Origin of the sequence: Marinomonas sp. ef1 (assembly GCF_002806845.1) — a bacterium.
Taxonomy (GTDB): Bacteria; Pseudomonadota; Gammaproteobacteria; order Pseudomonadales; family Marinomonadaceae; genus Marinomonas; species Marinomonas polaris.
The window spans coordinates 343,967-366,571 of the sequence record NZ_NHTT01000003.1 but is presented as its reverse complement, the minus strand read 5'-3'; the positions used below and the strand labels follow the sequence as shown (position 1 = coordinate 366,571).

The following is a 22,605-nucleotide window of genomic DNA, read 5'->3' as shown; positions in this document are numbered from 1 at the left end:
GAAGACTATGCACCCTGCTCATTTGACACAAAAATATAGCCTACACCGCGAACTGTTTTGATTCGTGGATCGCCATTTTCTAAATTGCCAATTTTTTTACGTAAATTACTAATGTGCATATCTAAACTTCGATCGTACATGGTTAATTTACGACCAAGGGCCTTTTCAGAAAGCTCTTGCTTCGTGAGTACCTGACCTGGCGCCATCAACATACACTCTAGCAAAGTATATTCAGATGTCGTCAACTCTACTAACTCACCCTCCAGATACACAGTACGATCTTTGCGACGCAATAAAACACCAGAAAGATCTATATCTGCTGTTGGATCATCTTCACGCTCTTGGCTAGCTCGACGCAAAATCGCTTTAATTCGGGCCAACAATTCACGCGGATTAAAAGGCTTAGACAAATAATCATCAGCCCCCATTTCTAAACCAAGAATACGATCTATATCGTCACCCTTTGCCGTCAACATAATAACCGGCACCGAGCTTTTATTACGGATCTGTTTTAACGTTTCGAAACCGTCTAATTCAGGCATCATTACATCGAGAATAATAATATCAGGCATGTCTGCTGCCATAAGCTCTAATGCCTCACGACCATTCCAAGCATGCGCTACTTCATAACCCTCGCCATCAAAGTACTCTTTGATTAAATCCGATAAACGAGCATCATCATCAGCAAGCAATAACTTAACCATAAATATTCCCTCTCATTTTTTCATTATTTAGCAGGCACTTATATCGCCTAAAATTCAATTGTAAATATTACCTTAGCGCCAGACAAACTCCTCCCCCTCTTTTCACTCTATTTACAAAGAATACTAATATGATGAACTTAGCTATCCATAAAAACAAAAAAGCCGCAACTAAGCGGCTTTTTTTAACAATACATCCAGCAATTTAGACTTATTGTTTAAAAGGATCGCGAATCACAATTGTCTCATTACGATCTGGCCCAGTAGAAATAATATCAACCGGCACACCAACCTGCTCTTCTAGGAAGCGAATATAATCTTGAGCATTTTTTGGCAAAGCTTCAAAATTTTCAGCACCTACCGTAGATTCAGTCCAACCAGGTAACTCAACATAGACCGGCTTAGCCTTTTCGTACCCTTCACTATCAACCAAAGAACCAGCGACAGGGTTGCCATTTTCATCTGCATAGGAAACACAAACTTTAATGACAGAAGAACCATCAAGCACGTCCAATTTAGTCAGACAGATACCAGAAACCGAGTTAATCTGAACCGCATGACGCAAAGCAACCGAATCAAACCAACCACAACGACGCGAACGACCAGTAGTAGCACCAAACTCATGACCACGACGACCTAAACGCTCACCATCTTCGTCAAAAAGCTCTGTTGGGAAAGGACCAGAGCCAACACGGGTGGTATAGGCTTTCGTGATGCCAAGCACATAATCCAAGTACAAAGGACCAAAACCAGTACCCGCTGGAGCACCACCGGCCGTTGTATTTGAAGACGTCACATAAGGATAAGTACCGTGATCGACATCTAATAATGAACCTTGCGCACCCTCAAACATGATGTTCGCACCCGCTTTACGCAAGTCATGCAACAAAGTAATAGTATCAGCCACCATAGGACGTAGAAATTCTGCCATTTCTAAACCAGAAGCATAAACCTCATCAAAAGAGATAGGCTCAACTTTGTGATACTGAGTAAGGACAAAGTTATAATACTCAAGCACTTCTTTAAGCTTAGACGCGAAACGCTCAGAATCCAATAAATCACCAACGCGAATTGCTCGTCGTGCTACTTTATCTTCATAAGCTGGCCCAATACCACGACCAGTTGTACCAATTTTCTTCTCACCTCTAGCAAGCTCACGAGCCTGATCAATAGCAATATGGTAAGGAAGAATCAGAGGACAAGCCGCGCTAATTTTCAAGCGATCAACTGCTGGAACACCTTGCTCAAGCAGTTCAAGCACTTCAGCCTTCAACGCTGCAGGAGACAACACAACACCATTACCGATAATGCATTGAACACCTTCACGCAAAATACCAGAAGGTATCAAATGCAAAACCGTCTTCTTGCCATCAATAACCAAGGTGTGGCCCGCATTATGACCACCTTGAAAACGTACAACTGCAGCAACATCTTCAGTAAGTAGGTCTACAACCTTGCCTTTACCTTCATCGCCCCATTGAGTGCCTAGAATAACAACATTTTTACCCATAATTTCAGGTCTCATTTAGATAGTTCTTAAAGAAAAGTCTAGTTATGAACCGGCATTAACTGCCAAGCTTCATCAACAAATTCCAGCTTAAAATCAGCATCTCCAGCGTAAATATCATCCAAGACCTCTACCACTCGATATCCCTCAGTACGTAAGGAATTTGCTTTCTGCCAAAGCTCATCACTTGAGCAAATTGGCGACAGAACAGTTTTTGGCTTATTGACCACAATATCAGTCAAAGCAACCAAGGCCTTTACATCCGTACTAAAACCCGTAGCCGGACGAGACCGACCAAACACTTGCCCAATATTGTTATAACGCCCGCCACGAGCAATAGCATTACCATGACCAGGAACGTAAGCCGCAAAGATCACACCCGTATGATAACTATAAGAAACCAAATCACTCAGATCGAAATGTAGGCCAACCTGAGGGAAGCGCTTACAGATGAAATCACTCACTTTCTGCAATAATACAATCGCATCACGAATTGATTCATTCACATCACCAAGCAAATCTGTCGCATGTTTTAATACTTCTTTACCACCACACAAACGCGGCAAACCAACCAGCCATTGCTTTTGAATATCACTCAGAAAACCAAGCTCTTCAGCATATCGATCAAGCTCGGGCAAATCTTTTGCCTTGTAAAGCTCAATTAATTTACTTTCTTGATCTGCATTAAGATTACAAGCAGCAAGCACACCACTAACAACATCAACATGCCCAAGATCAAGAACAAGGTTAGACAAACCGGCCACAGACAAGGTTTGCAACATCAAAGACAAAACTTCAACATCACTTTCTACGCCGCCATGACCATAAATTTCTGCGCCCAATTGAATAGGGCTACGAGTACCATCTAAGCCCGCAGGCATTGTTCTCAATACACTACCGCAATAACTCAAACGCTGCACACCATCATCTTTAAGACAGTGAGCATCAATACGAGCAACCTGGGATGTAAAATCGGCACGAATACCTAAAAGTCGACCTGATAACTGGTCAATTACTTTAAATGTTTCAATTTCTAGGTCTGAGCCAGCACCCGTAAGAAGGGAATCCAGATACTCTAAAAGAGGAGGTATTACTAATTGATATCCCCAACTCTCATGGAGATTAAGCAGAGTTCTTCTAAGGTGCTCGATCTTAGCGGCCTGCTCAGGCAACGCCTCGTCAACGCCCTCAGGAAGTAACCAGCGATCTGCTAATGTCATTAAATTATCCTCTTAGCTTCGAGTCAGCAAAAGAAGCATTAATCCAAGAAACATACTAACCGCGCCCAGAATACGCAAATTCCAATCCGAGCTCGCGATAGCTTTCACCATTATTTCTCTCCATATATTTGGAGCGAGAAAAGGCAAAACACCTTCGGCGATCAATAAAAGGCTGACGCCAACCAGCAGCGACTGCAACAATTCCTGCATAGATTCTCTTTATTTTGACCATTAAAAAACCGGGCTTGGCCCGGTTTGTGTAATAGTACCATGTTTCCCATTTTAACAAATAGGCTTCATGCACGATTATTGATGAATATCTACTCTATTTAGCACTACGGCTAGTTGAGCTATTCAGATACTTAAAGAATTCGCTATCAGGCTCAAGTACAAACAAATCATTGCTACCGCTGAAGCTTTCACGGTATGCCTGAAGACTACGATAAAACTCGTAAAACTCAGGATCTTGCTTATAAACCTTAGAGTAAATGGCTGCTGCTTTAGCATCACCATCACCACGAATCATTTCAGCATCACGTTGCGCTTCAGCTTCTAGTACAACTTGCTGACGATCAGCGTCAGCACGAATACCTTCAGCAAGCTCTAAACCTTTCGACCTATGCTCACGAGCTTCACGCTCACGCTCAGTTCTCATACGCTGGTAAACAGATTCACTAACATCTGGTGGCAAATCAATTCGCTTAACTCGAATATCCACAATAGAGATACCCAATTCGCTCTGAGCGACCTTATTCAAGTCATCACGTAGCTCAGTCATCAACTGATCACGCTCCCCAGAGACAACCTCATGCATAGTTCGTTCACCAAACTTATTTCTAAGTCCAGTGTCCACACGAGAAGACAATACGCGATTTGCAACAAATTCATCACCAGACGTCGCCTGATAAAACTTAGAAACAGAATCTATCTTCCATTTAACATAAGAATCTACAACAACAGCTTTTTTCTCCAACGTCAAGTAACGCTGAGGACGTGAATCCATTGTTAAAATTCGAGCATCAAACTTCTTAACTTCATTCATGATCGGAAGTTTAAAGTGAATGCCAGGCTTAACATCATCCTGAACAATTTCACCAAACTTAAGCACCACTGCACGCTCTGTCTCATTGACAACAAAAAGCGTCTGGGAAGCAATCAGCACACCAAGAAGAACAACAAATAAAACTGAAAAAGAAAAGCCTTTCATTAGTTTCTGCCCTCTCTACGAACTGTTGCACTTTGGCGCTTACGTATCTCATCAAGAACTTGATCTGTTAACGCCCCAATATTACCTGAATTCACTGATCCAGTACCTTTAGATGATTCCGCACGCTGCTTCATTAACTGATCTAAAGGTAAATACAGCATGTTATTCCCTCCTTTAGTATCAACAACAACCTTGTTCACATCTTTATAAACGGATTCCATTGTCTCGATATACAAACGACGACGAGTTACATCTGGCGCCTTAGTATACTCACGATACAATCGATCAAAACGATCAGCTTGACCACTAGCACGAGCAACTATCTCAGATCGGTAAGCCTCAGCTTCCTCTCTAATACGTTGAGCACGACCACGAGCCTCAGGAATAATACCATTTGCATAAGACTCAGCTTCGTTACGCACCCTCAACTCATCTTCTTTCGCCTTAATAACATCATCAAATGCCTCTTGCACCTGAGTCGGCGCCTGAGTATTTTCAACGTTTACTTTCGAAATCAACAAGCCAGTACCATAAGCATCACTGTAATCCTGAATACGCGCCTTAACTTCTGTCGCCAATAACTCACGACCTTCAGTTAAGATTTGATCCATTTCAGAGCTACCAACCACATGACGAAGCGCACTTTCTGTCACCTGAGCAAGAGACTCTTCAGGATTACGAACATTAAGCAAGAAATCCTTTGGGTCTTGAACAGAATATTGAACAGAAACACCCACTTCAACAATGGCATCATCAACTGTCAACATTAGAGCTTTGTGATCATGCGAACGAACCTTAGTCACATTCACCTTGCTAACAGAATCTATCATCGGCGGATTCCAATGAAGGCCCGGCATAACAGTAGAGTGGTATTTACCCAAACGAAGCACAACACCTCGCTCCTGCTGATCCACCTGATAAATACCCGTGGCTGCCCACAAAGCAAGCAAAGCAATCAGAACAAGGGCAATTATGCCACCGCCAAATTTGCCAGACATACCGGAATCACCACCATTAGAGCTGCCGGATTTGCGAGTTTTCTTAACCCCAAGCATCCCCATCAACTTCTGAAAAGCCTCATCCAAGTCTGGAGGACCTTGCTCCTTACCTCCAGGCTTACGACCCCAAGGGTCATTGCTAGTCTCTTTCTCACGATCTCCATCTGGGCGCCCAGCACCATTATTACGGTTTTTATCTGGATTCCATGGGTCATTGTCGTTATTACCCGGTTCATTCCAGGCCATACTACGTCTCCACTTTATTTTAATGATAATCCTGTATAACTTACACGGCCTCTATCTGATCCTCAGACATGCCAGCGCGAGCCAAAATCTGCAAGTAATCTTTTTTAGGCAACTTGACATCAAGAACAAAACGACCCGCTTCATCAAAGCGTTCAGACTTTACAGCCCCATGCTCGAACAACATGGCCCTTAAACGCCCATACTTGCTCGACAAACAAAGCGTTTCATTAAAGACATCTTCCGCCAACAGCTCTGCGATAGCCTGCTTAAGTAAATCAATACCTTGACCATCACGAGCAGACAACCAAACTCGAATAGGGTTCCCGTTAGCATCCCTATCAATTCTAGGTTCTGCTGTCGGCAATACATCTATTTTGTTAAATACAGTCAAAGTTAGCACTTCGTTAGCGCCAATCTCTTCCAATACAGAGTCAACATGCTTCATATTCTCATCACGAGAAATATCAGCCGCATCTACTATATGCAGCAATAAATCTGCCTCAGACGACTCTTTCAATGTCGCCTGAAATGCCTTAATCAAACGGTGAGGCAATTGACGAATAAAACCAACCGTATCAGCCAACACTATGGAGCCAATCTGCTCTATATCTAGACGTCTCAAAGTTGGATCGAGCGTTGCGAACAACTGATCAGCCGCATAAACGTCAGCACCAGTCGCACGATTAAATAAAGTAGATTTACCAGCGTTAGTATAACCAACCAATGAAACTGTTGGCACAGAAGATCGATCACGAGATCGACGATTCTGATCACGCTGAGAACCCACTTTCGCTAATCTTTTCTGAATAGCCTTGATACGCTCTCTAAGTAACCGACGGTCAGTCTCAAGCTGCGTCTCACCAGGCCCACGCATACCTATACCGCCTTTTTGGCGTTCTAAGTGCGTCCAACCACGAATAAGACGTGTCGACATATGCTGCAATTGAGCTAACTCTACCTGCAACTTACCTTCATGGGTACGCGCACGTTGAGCAAAAATATCAAGTATAAGCCCTGTACGATCAAGTACACGACATTGCAAAACACTTTCTAAATTACGCTCTTGGGAGGGAGATAATGCATGATCAAAAAGAACGACTTGCGCCTCTTCTCGATCAACAATATCTTTAATTTCTGCTAGCTTGCCAGTACCAATAAAGTATCTAGCATCTGGACGCTGGCGAGTCCCTGAAACAACAGCAACAGGGTCAGCGCCAGCCGAAATAGCAAGCTCAACAAACTCTTCCGGCCCATAAGATTCACTTTGATCGTTAAAATCTATATGGACCAATACAGCTATTTCACCACTATCTGGACGTTCAAAAAACAATCTAGTATTCCTCTGCTTGTCTTATTACAGACAAACTATTCAGCGTCATCTTCCGGCTGATCAGGAGACGGGATGCGAATTGTACGGGAAGGCACAACTGTAGAAATGGCATGTTTATAAACCATTTGACTAACAGTATTTTTCAATAGAATCACAAACTGATCGAATGATTCGATTTGACCTTGAAGCTTAATTCCATTTACAAGAAAGATAGATACTGGCACTCTTTCTTTACGTAGAATATTTAGATAAGGGTCTTGTAATGATTGCCCTTTTGACATTGTAATCTCCTTAAACAAGCAAAAATATTAAATTAATTATTGATAAAACAATACTGTAGATACTACACCAAATTTTTATCCATTTCCCCTATATAATCCTGCTTTCTATGTAATTCAAGGCTTCAGGCACAAGATCTTTCGACAAACTATCAAAAATCATCAAATCCTCCCACCCTCTCAACCAAGTAAGCTGCCTTTTTGCCAATTGACGAGAGGCAACCACACCTTTAAAGATAGCATCATCTAGCAAATCAACACCGTCTAAATATTGCCATAGCTGCCGATAACCAACACAACGCATGGAGGGCATATCAATCGTCAAATCACCACGATGATAAAACCCCTCCACTTCAGCTAAAAAACCTTGATCCATCATGTCGTAAAAACGCTGCTCAATTCGTTCATGCAGCACACTGCGCTCTTTAGGCATCACTGCCATATTGATCATTTCAAATGGCAAAGAAACAGTTTCTTGCTGCGCCCAGAAATGAGTCATGGTTTTGCCGGTCAACCGATACACCTCAATAGCGCGCTGCAAACGCTGCGGGTCATTCGGATGGATGCGAGACGCCGCCTCAGGATCGAAGGCTTGCAATTGTTCATGCATAGCAACCCAACCCTTTTCAGCCGCCTCGGCTTCAATTAAGGCCCTAAGCTCCGCATCGGCTTGCGGCATTTCCGCCAAACCTTTTTGCAAAGCATTGAAATACATCATAGTACCGCCAACTAACAGTGGCGTTTTACCTTTGGCAAGAATCTCTTGCGACTGCTTAACCGCATCCAATACAAAATCAGCCGCCGAGTAAGACTCGAGCGGATCAATAATATCAATCAACCGATGAGGAGCCCTAGCCAGCAACTCAGCGTCAGGTTTTGCCGTACCAATATCCATTCCCTTGTAAACAAGAGCGGAATCAACACTGATAATTTCAAAATCGTGATGCTCAGCTAACTCAACGGCCAGGCCAGTTTTTCCTGAAGCCGTTGGCCCCATCAAACAAACAACGTGTGGCTTTGCCATATTAACGCCCTCTCAAGAAGAGTTTATCTAAATCGGACATGCTCAAATGTGCCCAAGTCGGTCGACCATGATTACACTGCCCACTCCGCTCAGTCACTTCCATATCACGAAGAAGACTGTTCATCTCCGCAATCGTAAGCTTACGATTTGCACGAACAGCACCATGGCACGCCATTGACGCCATCAATTCATTCGCCCGAGACTCCATAAGATCTGACACACCGTTTGCAGACAGATCACTAATCACATCACGAACAAGACCTTCTACATCACCTCGAATGAGTATAACGGGAACTTCGCGAACCATGGCACTTTCTAGTCCCGTTCTTTCTACACGGAAACCGAAAGCTTCAAAAACCTCACCACTCTCTTCAACGAGATCCGCCTCACTTTGCGACACCGCAATATTAATAGGCACCAGCAAAGGCTGAGATGAAATATTTTTCTGATAAAATGCCGCTTTCATGCGCTCATAAACAATTCGCTCATGGGCTGCATGCATATCAACTAAAATAAGTCCCTGTTCACTCTCAGAAAGAATATACACGCCGTGTAACTGAGCCACAGCAAAACCCAAAGGCGGAACCGCTTGGTAATCCCCTTCAGGCCTAACAAACGGACTTTCACTTTGCCCTAAAGCGCTAGGAGGTGAAATCTCTCTTACTTCGCCCGTTTCAGGATCAACCTCTTCAGTTTTAGATACGTACTCTTGCGCATAACCAGACAAACGACTCATGCCATCAAGCTGTCCACGTACTTCTGAAGAACCTAACGAATTTGACGTAGATCGCATCCAGTCCATCGAAGAAGACGCAGAACGATTAGACAACGGCAAAGCAGATTGCTCTGTTATGTTCGTCGCACCATAACCAACCGGTTCACCGCTCGTCGAATTATTCATCCCTGTCGGAGCCGCATCAGACTCAGGCCGTACATCTGCAATCGCTTTATGAATTCGACTAAATAAGAAATCATGTACCAAACGCCCATCTCGGAAGCGCACTTCGTGTTTAGTAGGATGGACATTCACATCAACCGTCGACGGATCCAATTCAAGATACAATACAAAAGTAGGGTGACGGCCATTGTATAAAACATCACGATAAGCTTGGCGTACAGCGTGAGCGACTAATTTGTCTTTAACAACTCGACCATTCACAAAGAAATATTGTAGATCCGCCTGAGAACGAGAAAACGTCGGTAAACCAATCCAACCCCATAGACGCAACCCAGCCGCTTCAACATCTAGCGTCAAAGAGTTTTCGATAAACTTTTTACCCAACAGAGTCGCTAATCTATGCTCGGCATGAAGCTGGTCAGTAACGGGACGAAGATCGTAAACCTGCTTACCGTTATGACTGAGACGAAAGCCAGTCTCATAACGACTCAGCGCCAGACGCTTTACCACTTCTTCCAAGTGAACAAATTCTGTTTTTTCAGTACGAAGGAATTTTCGGCGAGCCGGGGTGTTAAAAAATAAGTCTCGCACTTCGATAGTTGTGCCTTGCGGATGAGATGCAGGCCGAATGGCAGTCGCCATATCTTTCCCTTCCGCTTCAACACGCCAAGCTTCCACTTCGTTTTCAGCCTGAGAAGTAAGATGCATCCTTGAAACAGAACTAATACTGGCCAGTGCCTCACCACGAAACCCCAGCGTGCGCACAGCTTCTAAATCATCCAATGTAATAATTTTACTCGTTGCGTGACGACTTAATGCCAAAGACAAATCGTCTTTCATGATACCGGTGCCGTTATCACGAATTTTGATACGCCTTACACCGCCCTGTTCAACATCTATATCAAGCTGAGAAGCGCCAGCATCAAGGCTATTTTCAAGCAACTCCTTAACAACAGAAGCTGGTCGCTCAACCACTTCTCCCGCGGCAATTTGGTTGGCTAAACGTGGAGATAAAAGATTAATTCTTTGCATGAACGACCTTTAATGTGAAAACAGCCTCTTTAAAAAACACAGAGACTCAAATATGATTTTATCCAGCAGGAATAACAAGCTTCTGACCAATCCAAATAACATCATTACTCAAACTATTTGCTTGTCGCAAAACGGGCAAAGACACCTGGTTACGACGAGCAATTTCGGACAAGGTATCACCCTTACTAACCGTATAAACATAATCAGAATTTTTCTTTTGCTTCCAATTAACTAAGGTTCCATCTGGGGCATTTTTAGTAAAATATTCAACCACCCCCCTCGATATAGAGTCCGCTAATTTCACACGATAAGTTTTACTCGACAAATTTTTAGCTTCAGTTTTATTCGAAACAAATCCGGTCTCAATCAATATAGAAGGTATATCTGGCGATTTCAGCACGACAAAACCAGCCTGCTGAACACTGTCTTTGTGCAAAACAGCAACCCCCTTCATTTCACCTAAAACACTCTTACCTATATTCAAACTCATTTGAATAGTAGAGTTCATCGACATATCCAATAGAACCTCAGCAAGCAGCTGATCCTTATCATCCAGTGAAATACCGCCCACTAGATCGGCAGAATTTTCTTGCTGCGCTAACCAACGCCCCATTTCGGAGCTTTTGCCACTTAATGACAACGCCCAAACAGAAGCACCTCTTGCACTCGACTTGGTAAACGCATCCGCATGAATAGAAATCATCAAATCCGCATTAGCATCACGAGCAACCCGCGAACGATCTCGAAGCTGAAGATAGGTATCTGTTGAACGCGTCAAGACAGCCTTAAAGCCGTCTACAGCATTAATCCGGCTTGCCAACTCTTTGCCGATAGAGAGCACAATGTCTTTTTCTCGCACATTATATTGACCTAAGGCACCAGGGTCTTTACCACCGTGGCCTGGATCAATTGCAATCACAATATCGCGCTTCTCTTTAGATAAATTCGCCAAACTTTTAACAATCGTGGCTGGCTTTCTTACGCCATACTCAAGCTCAACCAGTATTCTGGGGCCATAAGTACCATTTGCTGCCAATACGGTGCTTTTAGCCTTTGCAGCCTGACCCAAATCAAGCACAAAACGAACACCAGAATCTCGACGAGCATAGCGCACGCGCATCAATACATCAGAAGTTAGCGCCGACAACCCATTTACAACGGAGGCATTCAGATCTACGCCACTAATATCTAAAACAATGCGATCAGGATTTGAAAGAGGGAAAATTCGATGCTCCGCAGCCTCAGAAAGCTCAAACACCAAACGCGTCACCCCCTCTTGCTGAGCAACGCGAATATCTCGAACCTCCGCAGCTAAAACGCTACAGGTCGCCAAAGACAGGATTAAATTAATAAAAATAAAAAGATAAGTATGAAATTTAGTATGCATATCAGACAGCTAGCTAGTATATCTGACACACTATAACTGCTGATTAAATGGATCTCAATCTTACTTATAGTAAAGTCTTCTATACATCAAGAAGTTATAGCGCTCTTCAAAACGTTTAGAGCCGCATTACCCTTTTCTGTATGCGCCCCTAAAGACACGTGACGACCTTGTCTAATTAAGCTCAGCGAGACAAGTAAATCCGCCTCAGGCAAAACACCACGCCCCATCTCAGCCCACTCAATTAAACACAAACTTCCATCAGAAAAATAATCGCGAATCCCCATAAACTCAAGCTCTTCTGCATCCGCCACTCGATACAAATCAAAATGAAAAGCCTCAACATCAGATAATTCATAAGGTTCAACAATAGTGTAGGTTGGGCTTTTTACTGGCCCTTCATATCCCAAACCACGTAAAACCCCCCTTACTAGAGTCGTTTTACCCATTCCAAGATCACCTTCTAAGTACACAACTGCACCTGACTTCAACACCGATGAAAAAACCTCACCTAGATTTTCCATCGCCTCTTCACCATAAACATCTTTTTCTATTCGCATTACCTATCGATCCTTTTTCCACTCAAAATAGAGCAAACACCAACCACACGGTCGTTTTATTTGTGACAATTCTAATACAGAAGCCTTTTGAAACAAGCACCAATAATTCATAATAAACCAACTTCCCAATCCACAATAACAATCACACAGCAAAGGACTCATATGGACTGGCTCTTCATTTCACTCATTGCCATTGCCGTTTTCATTACAGGCATATCTAAAGGTGGTTTTTCTGGTGCATTTGGCATTCTCGCTGTTCCGCTTATTTCACTGCAAACTTCACCTATGCTTGCAGCTGCTATTATGTTACCCATTCTGTGCATCATGGACATATTTACAGTGCAAAAGTTCTGGAAAAAATGGAATACAGAGCAACTCATCAAATGCATTCCAGCCGCTATAATAGGCGTTGTTATTGGCGGACTCACTGCATCATGGTTTTCGGCAGAATGGTTGAAAATAATGGTAGGTATTATTGCGGTAGGCTTCACCCTAAACTCATGGCCAAAAAAGAGCCGGACAGCACAACAAAAACCGCTTAGTACTCTTGCAGGAAAATTCTGGTGTGCACTTGGCGGCTTTACAAGCTTTATTGCTCACGCTGGCGGGCCACCAATGAGCGTTTATTTACTTAGGGCAAATCTAGATAAGACACAATACGTAGCGACTGCAGCCGTTATTTTCACCGCCATCAACTATGTAAAACTCATCCCATACGGGATGCTTGGGCAACTTAATAGTTCAAATATACTTCTGTCACTTTGCTTCACACCGGTAGCTTTTTTAGGCGTGCAACTTGGTGCTTGGTTACACTACAAAATATCTACCGCATTATTCTTCAAGGCCATGTACAGCTTTCTTTTCTTGACAGGAATAAAACTAATATGGGATGGGATAGCAGGAATAAGTTAATAAAGAAGCGAACGAAAAAAAGAGAGCGAAAAAACAATACAATTAGCGAGCTTCGAACAACTTATAAGCTCGCTAATTCGTAAGAAAAAATTAACGCAAAATTACTTAAGCCTTATCATCTAAACCAAACATAGTTTTTCGATAATGCTTCAACTCACCAATAGACTCCAAAATATCATCCATTGCCAGATGCGAACCTGATTTAGAAAAACCTTCTAACGCTTCTGGTTTCCAACGCTTCGCCAGTTCTTTAACGGTACTAACATCCAAGTAGCGATAATGAAAGAACACTTCCAACTTAGGCATATAACGATATAAAAAACGGCGATCTTGCCCAACACTATTACCACAAATTGGCGACTTACCAGCCGGAACATACTGAGCCAAAAACTTAATCGTCTCTTCTTCTGCCTGCTCCATACTAATCGTTGAAGATAATACTCTTGCCGTTAACCCTGAATCACCATGATGCTGCGTACACCATTCATCCATCGCATCCATCACCGCTTTTTCTTGATGAATAGCAAGGCTCGGCCCTTTAGCTAACACATTCAAATGTTTATCCGTAACTACCGTGGCAATCTCAATAATAGTATCGGTTTCTGGGTCCAATCCTGTCATTTCAAGATCGATCCACACTAAATTCTCTTCATTTAAGCTCATAATCTTCCAAGTCCTTTATTATCAATGCCAAGCATTATACTCTATGCGCCTTACTTTATGACCAGACGAATCTAATGTCGAAGCGAAAACTTACTAAACAACAAACTTGGCGAATCGAAAGAATTCACAAAGAGCGCGTTGAACGCACTCAAAAACGAGGCGATGTCGCCGAAGAGCTCCTGCAGTCATCAGATCTCGGACCTGAAACTGAAGGCATTATTATTTCTCACTTCGGCACACAAGTTGAAGTAGAAGGCACTCAAGAACCTTTTATTGGCACCTCTACACGCTGTAATTTACGCGCCAACCTAGGTCAACTAGTAACTGGCGATAAAGTTGTCTGGCGCCCAAAACAAAATGAAGGTGGTGTTGTTGTTGCCACTACACCAAGGCACACATCCCTGTCTCGGCCTGACATGCATGGCAGAATAAAACCTGTTGCTGCCAACATAGACCATATCATTGTTGTTATTGCCGCCGAACCGGTCGCACACGCTAACTTAATAGACCGCTACTTAGTCGCCGCCGAAACCGTTGGCATACCACCGGTTATTTTGCTCAATAAATGCGACTTAATTGATGACAGCAATAAAGCAGATTTAGACACGTTACTAAAAACCTATGAAGATCTGAATTACAAAATCATCAGAACATCCATAAAGAACCAAGCAGGAATGGAAGCGCTTTATGATTTTTTACAAGACAAAACAAGCGTTTTTGTTGGACAATCAGGCGTAGGAAAATCCTCTCTTATCGGTACACTACTTCCTGATATAGACATTAGTGTGGGCGAACTTTCGCAAAAACGAAAAAAAGGCGTACACACCACGACCACAGCTCGACTATTTCACATGCCGAAAGGCGGCGACCTTATTGACTCCCCGGGGATTCGAGAATTTGGTTTGTGGCATATTTCGGAAGACGAGCTGTTGAATGGCTTTATAGAATTTCGACCACATATTGGCTATTGCCGATTCCGCGATTGCGCCCATGAAAAAGAGCCAGGATGCGCAATTCTAGAAGCCTTAGAAAAAGGTGAAATCACAGAACACCGCTTCCAAAGCTTCTTAAGAATCAAGCATTCTATACGCGAGAATCAAGCATTCTAAAAAACAGTTTCAGGCGTGAGATTTAAGTCAGATTGCTGGCCAGGATTACCAAAATTACTACGATTCTGATCCAGCAATTTCTTATAAGCATCATCAGTTAACAAGGTAATGCTGATACGCCTATTTTCTGCACTGTCAGTATCGAATCTATTGTAAGGAATAGTATCAGACAAGCCAATCACCTGAGCAATACGCTTACCTTCAACCCCTCCTTCTTCCAAAATATGGCGCGCAGCATTCGCTCGTAAAGCGGATAAATCCCAGTTATCAACCCTTCCTGTACCACCAAACTTAGAAGAATCAGTATGACCAGTAATGACAATCGGATTCGTCACCTTATTAAATATTGGTGACATACTAAGCAAAGTATTCTCAATATCCGGCATCATTCGAGCACTTCCACGCTCAAACATTGGCTTATCAGGGTCATCCAACAGAGTAATCCGAACACCAAGCGGTGTAATTTCAATGCGCATATTCTTCTGCTGAGAGATCAAAGCATTCATTTTGCTCATTTCCTCTTGCAGCATATTATTGATGCTCTTAGACTCCGCAGAATCAGGGCCATTCCCCAGAAGCTTATCTCTTGACCTAACATCTGCACTACCTGCTTCAGGCAACTGCAAATCCAATTTCTTATCTGCACTCTTCGCCGGACTACCACCTAAATCTATAGGATTGGCACTATAGCCAGCCGTAGATGCTCCCATGGGATCTTGAAAATAGCCCTCTATACTTTTCAACTCCTCAGGAGAAGCCACACTCATAATCCATAAAACCAAGAAAAATGCCATCATCGCCAAGGCAAAATCGGCCAACGCTATTTTCCAAGCACCACCATGATGACCGCCTTTTTTGATTTTTTTAACTCGGCGAATAACCAACCCATTAGAACCTAGGGCCATCCAATACTCTCCTTATTAACCCAGCACGATGCATCCATATTAACGATATTGCTTAAGACCATCCGACAGTTCAATAAAACTTGGACGCATTTCCGGAGGAAGTAACTTTCGACCCGTCTCGACAGCTACAGGCGGCGCATAGCCAGACACAATGGAATTCAAGCATGCCTTAATACACAAATAGGCTTTCAATTCATGCATCCCCAAGCTCTCTAAGTGCGAAGCGGCAGGCCCAACAAAACCATAACCAAAAAAGATACCCAAGAATGTGCCCACCAAAGCGGCAGCCACATGCGCCCCAATCTCTTCTAACGGACCACCAATAGATCCCATGGTAATAACAATACCCAACACTGCAGCAACAATACCAAAACCTGGCAAACCTTCAGCTACCCGAGTTAGAGCATGACTTGGAGCAACCAATTCTTCTTGAATTTGCTCAATTTCATTATCCATGATGGCTTCTATTTCATAAGCAGGCAGACCCGTTAATGTGAAGATACGATAGTTATCTGTCAAAAAATCCACCACTTCATGGTCACGAACCACATCAGGGAAACGATTAAATAATTCACTAGTAAAAGGCGACTCAATATCGTCTTCGATGGACAAAAAACCTTCCTGTCGGCTTTTCTGAAATAAACAATACATCAACCCTAGCAACTGCAAATAAAATTTCTTATTGTGCCGACTACCAGAAATAACTTGGGGCAACATAGTTAACACTTTTTTCTGCACAATAAATGGGTTCGCCACCATAAAAGCACCTAAAGCAGCACCACAAATAATGACTATTTCAAAAGGCTGCCATAACGCCAACAAATTCCCGTGAGATGCCAAATAGCCAAATACCACACTAACAATAACCACTAGCAAGCCAGCTAATGCAAACATATTCTCTTCCTTAATACCGACAAAGTATGCTCTTACCTCAATATACAGTATGATTAATGAGATCAAAAATATAAGAGCATTTAAAAACTACCTACAACCGAGTCACTAATGTAACCAGCTATGATAGACAAGTCACCTTCTGGCCTAAATGAATGGCTACATTTTCTTAAAAATAAAAAATTTCCTGTTAGAGCAGTTAATTTAGCTCGCCTAAAAACTCAAATTAAAAGAACAGAAGACACTCTTGATGGAATGCAAGCAAATATAGCCTCAGACCCACTGCTAGCTTTCGCTATTCTAAATGAAGCAAATCGCATCATACCGAATAAAAACAATGAAATAAAAACGCCTTTTCATGCTGCTGCCATGGTGGGAATGAACGGCATTGCAAAACTACTTTCACACTTTGCCCCCTACGAGCTCAACACCCAAAAAAAACCTCCACATTTAGTTGCCTTTTTAAGCGAGATACAAACCAGCTATGAAGCAGCAACCATTGCCAGACACTGGTCAATTGAAAAACTAACCAGCCAAGAAGATGATATTTTCTGGATAACACTATTTCGAGATTCTGCAAGGTGGCTATTGTGGTTCTATGCCTACCCAACCATGGCAGCCCTAAAGCAAAGAATACAGCAAGGCGAAAAAGCCAGCCAAGCCGAGCTAAACATTTTGGGGTGTCGCATAGATGAGCTCACCGTCCATCTATGCAACCATTGGCACACACCAAACAAAGTCATAGAATCATTTTTAACCAAGCACATACCGAACGCAAAGGAGCTACAAGCACTGGCACATCTAGCAAACCATCCAGACGAGCTACCTGGTTTCACCGAAGATAAAAGACTGACCATTTTAGTAAATAATCCACTTATTTTTTCGTACTGCGCAAACAAGGTTGCCCATGAAGCCAGCCTAATGCGATGGGACTCCAAAAACCTGCCATTTTTCTATCGCGTTGTTGCCACGGTAATGCACAAGCGACTGAGCGACATCATCAAAACAGCACACTTCGCAAGCACTGAAGCCGCAACCTTATTTAACAACGGCGGAAAAATCCCACTTGCGCAACAATTACTTGATCCTGATTTATATTTAGGCAAAACAAGATCAAAACCTAAAACATCTTTATCCCCTATTGCAGCACTCAAAAAAGCACTCAAGCAAAATAAAGAATACGACACAAAACAAAAAACAGGACTTGCTCTAAAAACCATCAAGCAAGCTATACCAAATGCACAACACAGCATTATTTTTAAACACTCAAATAACAAAACCGCCCCCATGTACCAATTTGGCTACAATATAGATATCATCAAAGCCATCCAATGGAGCGCACCATCAAGCGTGTTTAAAAAACTGTCCGACAAACGCTCTGCCATTCACATATTTGGACAAAAACTTGATAATTTACTAAAAGATTTACCACACACATCTGATCAAATAATTGACGCAAATAGCCACCTTATTCTGGCATCAACACAAACCTCAAAAGATGAAACAGCGATATTTTGGTTAGAAACCCGCACCGAATTCAACGAAATAGATTATAAAAACCTAAAACAGATCGTGTCTTTAATCAGCCACAACATACTATAAATTCACAAATATCAGGATAAATAACGTGACTAAAGATCAACTTTTTGCATTTGCTCAACACATCACCCCGCAAAAAACACTGTCTCGCGCTATTGGAAAAATAGCCGAATGCGAAAACAACTGGGTTAAAAACACATTTATTGGCCAATTTGTAAAAAAATACCAAGTAGATATGTCTGAGGCGATCAATAATGACCCACTATCTTACCGTAACTTTAACGATTTTTTTACCCGAGCCATTCGCCCAGAGCTACGCCCAATCTGCGATGAAGATAACGGCATCGCCTGCCCTGCTGACGGCGCAATCAGCCAAATTGGCAAAATAGAGCACGGCACAATCCTACAAGCAAAAGGACACCACTATAGCCTAACAAGCCTTTTGGGTGGCGACGCCTCTCTATCAAATCAATTTCTTGGCGGCTCTTTTGCGACCGTTTACCTATCTCCAAAAGATTACCATCGAGTCCACATGCCACTAACTGGCAAACTGACAAAAATGATCCACATCCCAGGCAGGCTATTCTCAGTCAACAAAGTGACAGCAGAGCAAATACCTAGCGTCTTCGCACGCAATGAACGTACAGTATGCCTATTTGACACAGAAGCAGGCCCAATGGCCGTTATATTAGTAGGGGCTATGATAGTTGCTAGCATAGAAACAGTATGGGCTGGACAAGTAACGCCATTCAATAAGAACGTCGTTACTTGGGACTACAAAGAACTAAATAACATTGAAATCAAAAAAGGCGAAGAAATGGGACGATTCAAACTAGGATCAACAGCTATCGTTTTATTTGGAAAAAATGCCGTTAATTGGGAGGAATCTCTGCAAGCAGAAACCCCAACAAAAATGGGCATGCATTTTGGCAAAATTGCCGATAAATAACTATCACAAAAGAAAACACATAAAAAAGCCTGCTCGAAGCAGGCTTTTTTATGTGTAAAATAAACTCACCACCTAAGGCAGATCGTCTTCCAATTCCGCCTTTGGCGCGGGGATTAAATCCTCTCGCTTAACATCCATCGCTAGTAGTAAATTTGCTGCCACGAAGATAGAAGAATAAGTACCAATCACAATCCCTACCAACAACGCCATAGAGAAATTGTGAATAGCTTCGCCGCCCATAACAAACAAAACAACCAACACAAACAACGTTGTTAATGATGTTATCAAAGTACGATCAAGCGTCTGATTGATAGAATCATTCACCAAATCATAGGGCTTCGTATCGCGCATAATACGGAAATTCTCACGAATTCGGTCACACACCACTATCGTATCGTTCAGAGAGTAACCGACCACAGCAAGCAACGCTGCCAGTACTGTAAGATCAAACTCTACCTCGAAGATAGAAAAGAACCCTAACGTGATAATTACGTCGTGAATCAAAGCCGCAACGGATGCCACAGAGAACTTAAACTGGAAACGCACAGCTACGTAAATCATCACAATGGCCAAGGCAAGCAACATACCCAGACCACCCTGCTCACGTAATTCCTCACCTACTTGCGCACCCACAAACTCAGAGCGCTGTAGAGATACATCAGTCGTCCCATTATTTTGAAGTGTAGATAACACTTCATCACCAAGGGTCGCTGTGTAGGAATTTGCCATACGAACCACAACATCAGTTGGCGAACCAAAGTTCTGCACAACGACATCAGAGTAGCCATTATCACCCAGTAGCGTACGTACATCATCTAACTGTGGCGCCTCTTTATAAGACACCTCAATCAATGTACCACCAGTAAAATCCAACCCAAACTGTAGTCCCTTTGTTGCCAAAGAGCCAAGAGAGATGAGTATCAGCGTAAGCGAAAAGACAGCTACGATCTTACGCATTGCCATAAACGGAATATTTGTCACTTTCATGGCGTTCTCCTAAATGTACAGTTTCTTGTTTTTACGACCACCATACACAAGATTAACCTGTGCACGAGTTACAACGATTGCCGTAAACATAGAAGTAAGAATACCCAGCGACAATGTCACTGCGAAACCTTTAACAGGCCCAGTTCCTACCGCGAACAAAATCACAGCAACCAACAAAGTGGTGATATTGGCATCAAAAATAGTCGTAAATGCGCGGTTAAAACCAGAGTGAATCGCTTGCTGATTCGGCACTCCACTTGCTAATTCCTCTTTTATCCTCGAGAAAATCAACACGTTTGCATCCACCGCCATCCCCATCGTCAATACAATACCAGCTATACCTGGCAAGGTAAGCGTAGCGGAAAGCAAAGACATACACGCCATCAGCAACACAATATTTAATGCTAACGAGATATTGGCAAAAAGACCAAACACCTTGTAATAAAGCAGCATAAACACCATAACAACCAACAAACCAATTTGGGCAGAATCAACACCTAATTTAATGTTCTCTGCACCCAAACTAGGCCCAATGGTACGCTCTTCAACAAAGTAAATTGGCGCAGCCAAGGCACCAGCACGAAGCAACAAAGCCAACTCAGAAGACTCACGAGGACTGTCTAGACCCGTAATACGGAATGAATTCCCCAGCGTCGTTTGAATTGTCGCCAAAGAAATGATGCCTTTCTCACTGTAACTTCTACGCACTTCTTCCATTTTGCCGTCTTTCTCGACAAAACGACTACGAGACTTATGCTCGATAAACACAACACCCATATTTCGACCAACAGCAGAACGAGTCACTTTACTCATCTGCTTACCACCTTTGGCATCCAAACTAATGTTTACCTGTGGGCGACCGTTTTCATCAAAAGAAGAACTTGCATCAGAAACACTGTCACCAGTGATAATAAGATCACGCTCTAGACGCGCTGTGCGACCACTGCCATCACGGAAAGACAAGGTTTCAATGTCTGCACCTTTGTCCTCCAGACCCGCTTCCAAATGGAACTCAAGGTTGGCTGTTGCACCGATAATGCGTTTCGCTGCCGCAGTATCCTGAACACCAGGCAGCTCGACAACAATACGGTTACTGCCTTGACGCTGAACCAAAGGCTCAGCAACACCTAGTTCATTTACACGGTTTCGCAATGTCGTTAAGTTTTGCTGTAGCGCATAAGATTCGATTTCTTTCTTAGCAGCTTCAGTAAAACTCACATCTAAGTAAAAATCACTGCCATCTTCACGAGTAGCATAGCGGTACTCAGAAAAATCTTTCTTCAGCAAGGTTTCTGCCGTGGCCAAGTCAGGCTGCTGCAAGAAGCGAATCGAAAGCACACCGTCTTCAATATCAACACTGCGATAACGCACACGATCTTTTCGCAATGCCGCCTTCATTTCACTAGCGCTAACTTCAAGCTTTTGCTTTAACGCTGCAGGCGTATCCACTTCTAACAAGAAATGCACACCACCACGCAAATCAAGACCTAGCTTCGCAGGGCCAGCACCTAAGGAAGACAACCATTCCGGCGTCGTAGGAACAAGGTTAAGCGCAGTTACATAATCATCACCCAGTGCTGCCGCCACAACCGGCTTAGCAGCAAGTTGGTCCTCACCGCTATTAAAGCGTAAGGTACCGCCAGCAGAGGTAAGCTCTGCTTCTTTTAAATCTATATTCGCTTTTGAAAGCGCACTTTTCGCTTTTTGCAAAGCCTGCTCATCAACAACAGCAGTCGCTTTTTGGGTAGATAGTTGTAGCGCTGGATCATCCGGATAAAGGTTTGGGAAGGCATACAGTAGCCCCAAAGCCAAAACAAGAAGAATTAGCAAATACTTCCACAAGGGATACTTGTTAAGCATGAAAATTCCTTTACACCTAAAAAATTAAATGGATCGATAAAGAAGAAAAGCGCCTAGGAAGGCGCTTTTCAAAGAAGGTTAAATTGACTTTAACGTTCCCTTAGGCAAAACAGCAGCAACTGAAGACTTTTGAAACTTCATTTCGATGCCTTCAGATACTTCAAGTACTACATAGTTATCGTCTACTTTAGACACTTTACCTAGTACACCACCGCCAGTTACTACCTCAGTACCTTTCGCTAGAGATGCAATCAAGTTTTTATGCTCTTTTGCACGTTTCGCTTGTGGGCGCCACATAAGGAAGTAAAAAATGACAACGAAGCCTGCAAGAAGCACTAGGTTAAAAATACCTGTATCTGCTGCTGCGCCGCCTTCAGCGTAAGCTGGTGAGATCAATGCGATCAT

The 22,605-nt window shown here is 42.9% G+C and carries 22 protein-coding genes; 4 read left to right on the top strand and 18 right to left on the bottom strand.

Features of this window, described 5'->3' with window-relative positions; genetic code table 11:
• Positions 1-5 precede the first annotated feature (5 nt).
• The 12 genes from CCS02_RS06410 to tsaE form a co-directional block, all read right to left on the bottom strand.
• The gene (locus tag CCS02_RS06410) at positions 6-704 is read right to left on the bottom strand and encodes a response regulator transcription factor (protein WP_072840568.1); all 699 of its coding nucleotides are present in this window, start codon (positions 702-704) and stop codon (positions 6-8) included.
• Between the two features lie 208 nt (positions 705-912).
• Complete coding sequence (locus CCS02_RS06405; RefSeq protein WP_100185740.1) at positions 913-2,211, bottom strand: adenylosuccinate synthase; 1,299 nt, start codon at positions 2,209-2,211, stop codon at positions 913-915.
• Between the two features lie 38 nt (positions 2,212-2,249).
• A complete protein-coding gene (locus CCS02_RS06400; RefSeq protein ID WP_100185557.1) occupies positions 2,250-3,428 on the bottom strand; it encodes an ATP phosphoribosyltransferase regulatory subunit in 1,179 nt (392 codons plus the stop codon).
• 12 nt (positions 3,429-3,440) lie between these two features.
• The gene (locus CCS02_RS06395) at positions 3,441-3,638 is read right to left on the bottom strand and encodes a DUF2065 domain-containing protein (protein ID WP_012070317.1); all 198 of its coding nucleotides are present in this window, start codon (positions 3,636-3,638) and stop codon (positions 3,441-3,443) included.
• Positions 3,639-3,753: 115 nt separating this feature from the next.
• Positions 3,754-4,635, bottom strand: a complete 882-nt coding sequence (gene hflC / locus CCS02_RS06390) for a protease modulator HflC (RefSeq protein WP_100185558.1) — start codon at positions 4,633-4,635, stop codon at positions 3,754-3,756.
• Positions 4,635-5,879, bottom strand: a complete 1,245-nt coding sequence (hflK, locus tag CCS02_RS06385; protein ID WP_100636137.1) for an FtsH protease activity modulator HflK — start codon at positions 5,877-5,879, stop codon at positions 4,635-4,637. Before hflK ends, hflC begins: the two co-directional genes overlap by 1 nt.
• 40 nt (positions 5,880-5,919) lie before the next feature.
• Entirely contained in the window at positions 5,920-7,209 is a 1,290-nt protein-coding gene (hflX, locus tag CCS02_RS06380) for a ribosome rescue GTPase HflX (protein ID WP_100185560.1), read from the bottom strand.
• 35 nt (positions 7,210-7,244) lie between these two features.
• Positions 7,245-7,490, bottom strand: coding sequence for an RNA chaperone Hfq (hfq, locus tag CCS02_RS06375; protein WP_012070321.1), 246 nt, complete (start codon positions 7,488-7,490; stop codon positions 7,245-7,247).
• An 88-nt stretch (positions 7,491-7,578) separates the two neighbouring features.
• Entirely contained in the window at positions 7,579-8,511 is a 933-nt protein-coding gene (miaA, locus tag CCS02_RS06370) for a tRNA (adenosine(37)-N6)-dimethylallyltransferase MiaA (RefSeq protein ID WP_100185561.1), read from the bottom strand.
• A 1-nt stretch (position 8,512) separates the two neighbouring features.
• Positions 8,513-10,441: a DNA mismatch repair endonuclease MutL gene (gene mutL, locus CCS02_RS06365; protein WP_100636136.1), complete on the bottom strand. Its 1,929-nt coding sequence runs from the start codon at positions 10,439-10,441 to the stop codon at positions 8,513-8,515.
• A 58-nt stretch (positions 10,442-10,499) separates the two neighbouring features.
• Complete coding sequence (locus CCS02_RS06360) at positions 10,500-11,828, bottom strand: N-acetylmuramoyl-L-alanine amidase (RefSeq protein ID WP_100185563.1); 1,329 nt, start codon at positions 11,826-11,828, stop codon at positions 10,500-10,502.
• A gap of 86 nt (positions 11,829-11,914) precedes the next feature.
• Positions 11,915-12,385: a tRNA (adenosine(37)-N6)-threonylcarbamoyltransferase complex ATPase subunit type 1 TsaE gene (gene tsaE / locus CCS02_RS06355; RefSeq protein WP_100636135.1), complete on the bottom strand. Its 471-nt coding sequence runs from the start codon at positions 12,383-12,385 to the stop codon at positions 11,915-11,917.
• Positions 12,386-12,547: 162 nt separating this feature from the next.
• Between tsaE and CCS02_RS06350 the strand changes: the two genes are divergently transcribed.
• Complete coding sequence (locus CCS02_RS06350) at positions 12,548-13,297, top strand: sulfite exporter TauE/SafE family protein (protein WP_100636134.1); 750 nt, start codon at positions 12,548-12,550, stop codon at positions 13,295-13,297.
• Between the two features lie 105 nt (positions 13,298-13,402).
• On the opposite strand, the gene orn is transcribed toward CCS02_RS06350, so the two are convergent.
• Positions 13,403-13,960 (bottom strand): oligoribonuclease, encoded by a 558-nt coding sequence (gene orn, locus CCS02_RS06345; RefSeq protein ID WP_012070327.1) that lies wholly within the window; start codon positions 13,958-13,960, stop codon positions 13,403-13,405.
• A gap of 74 nt (positions 13,961-14,034) precedes the next feature.
• On the opposite strand from orn, the gene rsgA reads away from it, so the two are divergent.
• Complete coding sequence (gene rsgA / locus CCS02_RS06340) at positions 14,035-15,069, top strand: small ribosomal subunit biogenesis GTPase RsgA (RefSeq protein ID WP_100636133.1); 1,035 nt, start codon at positions 14,035-14,037, stop codon at positions 15,067-15,069.
• Here the strand turns inward: rsgA and CCS02_RS06335 are convergent.
• Both CCS02_RS06335 and motA read right to left on the bottom strand, forming a co-directional pair.
• Positions 15,066-15,974 (bottom strand): flagellar motor protein MotB, encoded by a 909-nt coding sequence (locus tag CCS02_RS06335; protein ID WP_100636132.1) that lies wholly within the window; start codon positions 15,972-15,974, stop codon positions 15,066-15,068. The genes rsgA and CCS02_RS06335 overlap by 4 nt on opposite strands.
• 39 nt (positions 15,975-16,013) lie before the next feature.
• Positions 16,014-16,868 carry a flagellar motor stator protein MotA gene (gene motA, locus CCS02_RS06330; protein ID WP_072840554.1) on the bottom strand — a complete coding sequence of 285 codons (855 nt, stop codon included), beginning with the start codon at positions 16,866-16,868 and terminating at the stop codon, positions 16,014-16,016.
• A gap of 120 nt (positions 16,869-16,988) precedes the next feature.
• Here motA and CCS02_RS06325 point away from each other — a divergent pair, with 120 nt between their 5' ends.
• Positions 16,989-18,467, top strand: coding sequence for an HDOD domain-containing protein (locus tag CCS02_RS06325; protein WP_100636131.1), 1,479 nt, complete (start codon positions 16,989-16,991; stop codon positions 18,465-18,467).
• 25 nt (positions 18,468-18,492) lie between these two features.
• Entirely contained in the window at positions 18,493-19,353 is an 861-nt protein-coding gene (gene asd, locus CCS02_RS06320) for an archaetidylserine decarboxylase (protein WP_100636130.1), read from the top strand.
• A gap of 72 nt (positions 19,354-19,425) precedes the next feature.
• Here the strand turns inward: asd and secF are convergent, their stop codons facing one another.
• From secF to yajC, 3 genes are all read right to left on the bottom strand, one after another.
• Positions 19,426-20,340: a protein translocase subunit SecF gene (gene secF / locus CCS02_RS06315; protein ID WP_100185570.1), complete on the bottom strand. Its 915-nt coding sequence runs from the start codon at positions 20,338-20,340 to the stop codon at positions 19,426-19,428.
• A 9-nt stretch (positions 20,341-20,349) separates the two neighbouring features.
• Positions 20,350-22,200 carry a protein translocase subunit SecD gene (secD, locus tag CCS02_RS06310; protein WP_100636129.1) on the bottom strand — a complete coding sequence of 617 codons (1,851 nt, stop codon included), beginning with the start codon at positions 22,198-22,200 and terminating at the stop codon, positions 20,350-20,352.
• A 78-nt stretch (positions 22,201-22,278) separates the two neighbouring features.
• Complete coding sequence (yajC, locus tag CCS02_RS06305) at positions 22,279-22,605, bottom strand: preprotein translocase subunit YajC (RefSeq protein WP_072840549.1); 327 nt, start codon at positions 22,603-22,605, stop codon at positions 22,279-22,281.

Excerpts from the sequence above, each read along its gene's own strand:
- CCS02_RS06410 (WP_072840568.1), bottom strand. The coding sequence starts at position 704 with ATGGTTAAGTTATTGCTTGCTGATGATGATGCTCGTTTATCGGATTTA.
- CCS02_RS06405 (WP_100185740.1), bottom strand. The coding sequence starts at position 2,211 with ATGGGTAAAAATGTTGTTATTCTAGGCACTCAATGGGGCGATGAAGGT.
- CCS02_RS06400 (WP_100185557.1), bottom strand. The coding sequence starts at position 3,428 with ATGACATTAGCAGATCGCTGGTTACTTCCTGAGGGCGTTGACGAGGCG.
- CCS02_RS06395 (WP_012070317.1), bottom strand. The coding sequence starts at position 3,638 with ATGCAGGAATTGTTGCAGTCGCTGCTGGTTGGCGTCAGCCTTTTATTG.
- hflC (WP_100185558.1), bottom strand. The coding sequence starts at position 4,635 with ATGAAAGGCTTTTCTTTTTCAGTTTTATTTGTTGTTCTTCTTGGTGTG.
- hflK (WP_100636137.1), bottom strand. The coding sequence starts at position 5,879 with ATGGCCTGGAATGAACCGGGTAATAACGACAATGACCCATGGAATCCA.
- hfq (WP_012070321.1), bottom strand. The coding sequence starts at position 7,490 with ATGTCAAAAGGGCAATCATTACAAGACCCTTATCTAAATATTCTACGT.
- miaA (WP_100185561.1), bottom strand. The coding sequence starts at position 8,511 with ATGGCAAAGCCACACGTTGTTTGTTTGATGGGGCCAACGGCTTCAGGA.
- mutL (WP_100636136.1), bottom strand. The coding sequence starts at position 10,441 with ATGCAAAGAATTAATCTTTTATCTCCACGTTTAGCCAACCAAATTGCC.
- CCS02_RS06360 (WP_100185563.1), bottom strand. The coding sequence starts at position 11,828 with ATGCATACTAAATTTCATACTTATCTTTTTATTTTTATTAATTTAATC.
- tsaE (WP_100636135.1), bottom strand. The coding sequence starts at position 12,385 with ATGCGAATAGAAAAAGATGTTTATGGTGAAGAGGCGATGGAAAATCTA.
- CCS02_RS06350 (WP_100636134.1), top strand. The coding sequence starts at position 12,548 with ATGGACTGGCTCTTCATTTCACTCATTGCCATTGCCGTTTTCATTACA.
- orn (WP_012070327.1), bottom strand. The coding sequence starts at position 13,960 with ATGAGCTTAAATGAAGAGAATTTAGTGTGGATCGATCTTGAAATGACA.
- rsgA (WP_100636133.1), top strand. The coding sequence starts at position 14,035 with ATGTCGAAGCGAAAACTTACTAAACAACAAACTTGGCGAATCGAAAGA.
- CCS02_RS06335 (WP_100636132.1), bottom strand. The coding sequence starts at position 15,974 with ATGGCCCTAGGTTCTAATGGGTTGGTTATTCGCCGAGTTAAAAAAATC.
- motA (WP_072840554.1), bottom strand. The coding sequence starts at position 16,868 with ATGTTTGCATTAGCTGGCTTGCTAGTGGTTATTGTTAGTGTGGTATTT.
- CCS02_RS06325 (WP_100636131.1), top strand. The coding sequence starts at position 16,989 with ATGATAGACAAGTCACCTTCTGGCCTAAATGAATGGCTACATTTTCTT.
- secF (WP_100185570.1), bottom strand. The coding sequence starts at position 20,340 with ATGAAAGTGACAAATATTCCGTTTATGGCAATGCGTAAGATCGTAGCT.
- secD (WP_100636129.1), bottom strand. The coding sequence starts at position 22,200 with ATGCTTAACAAGTATCCCTTGTGGAAGTATTTGCTAATTCTTCTTGTT.
- yajC (WP_072840549.1), bottom strand. The coding sequence starts at position 22,605 with ATGATCGCATTGATCTCACCAGCTTACGCTGAAGGCGGCGCAGCAGCA.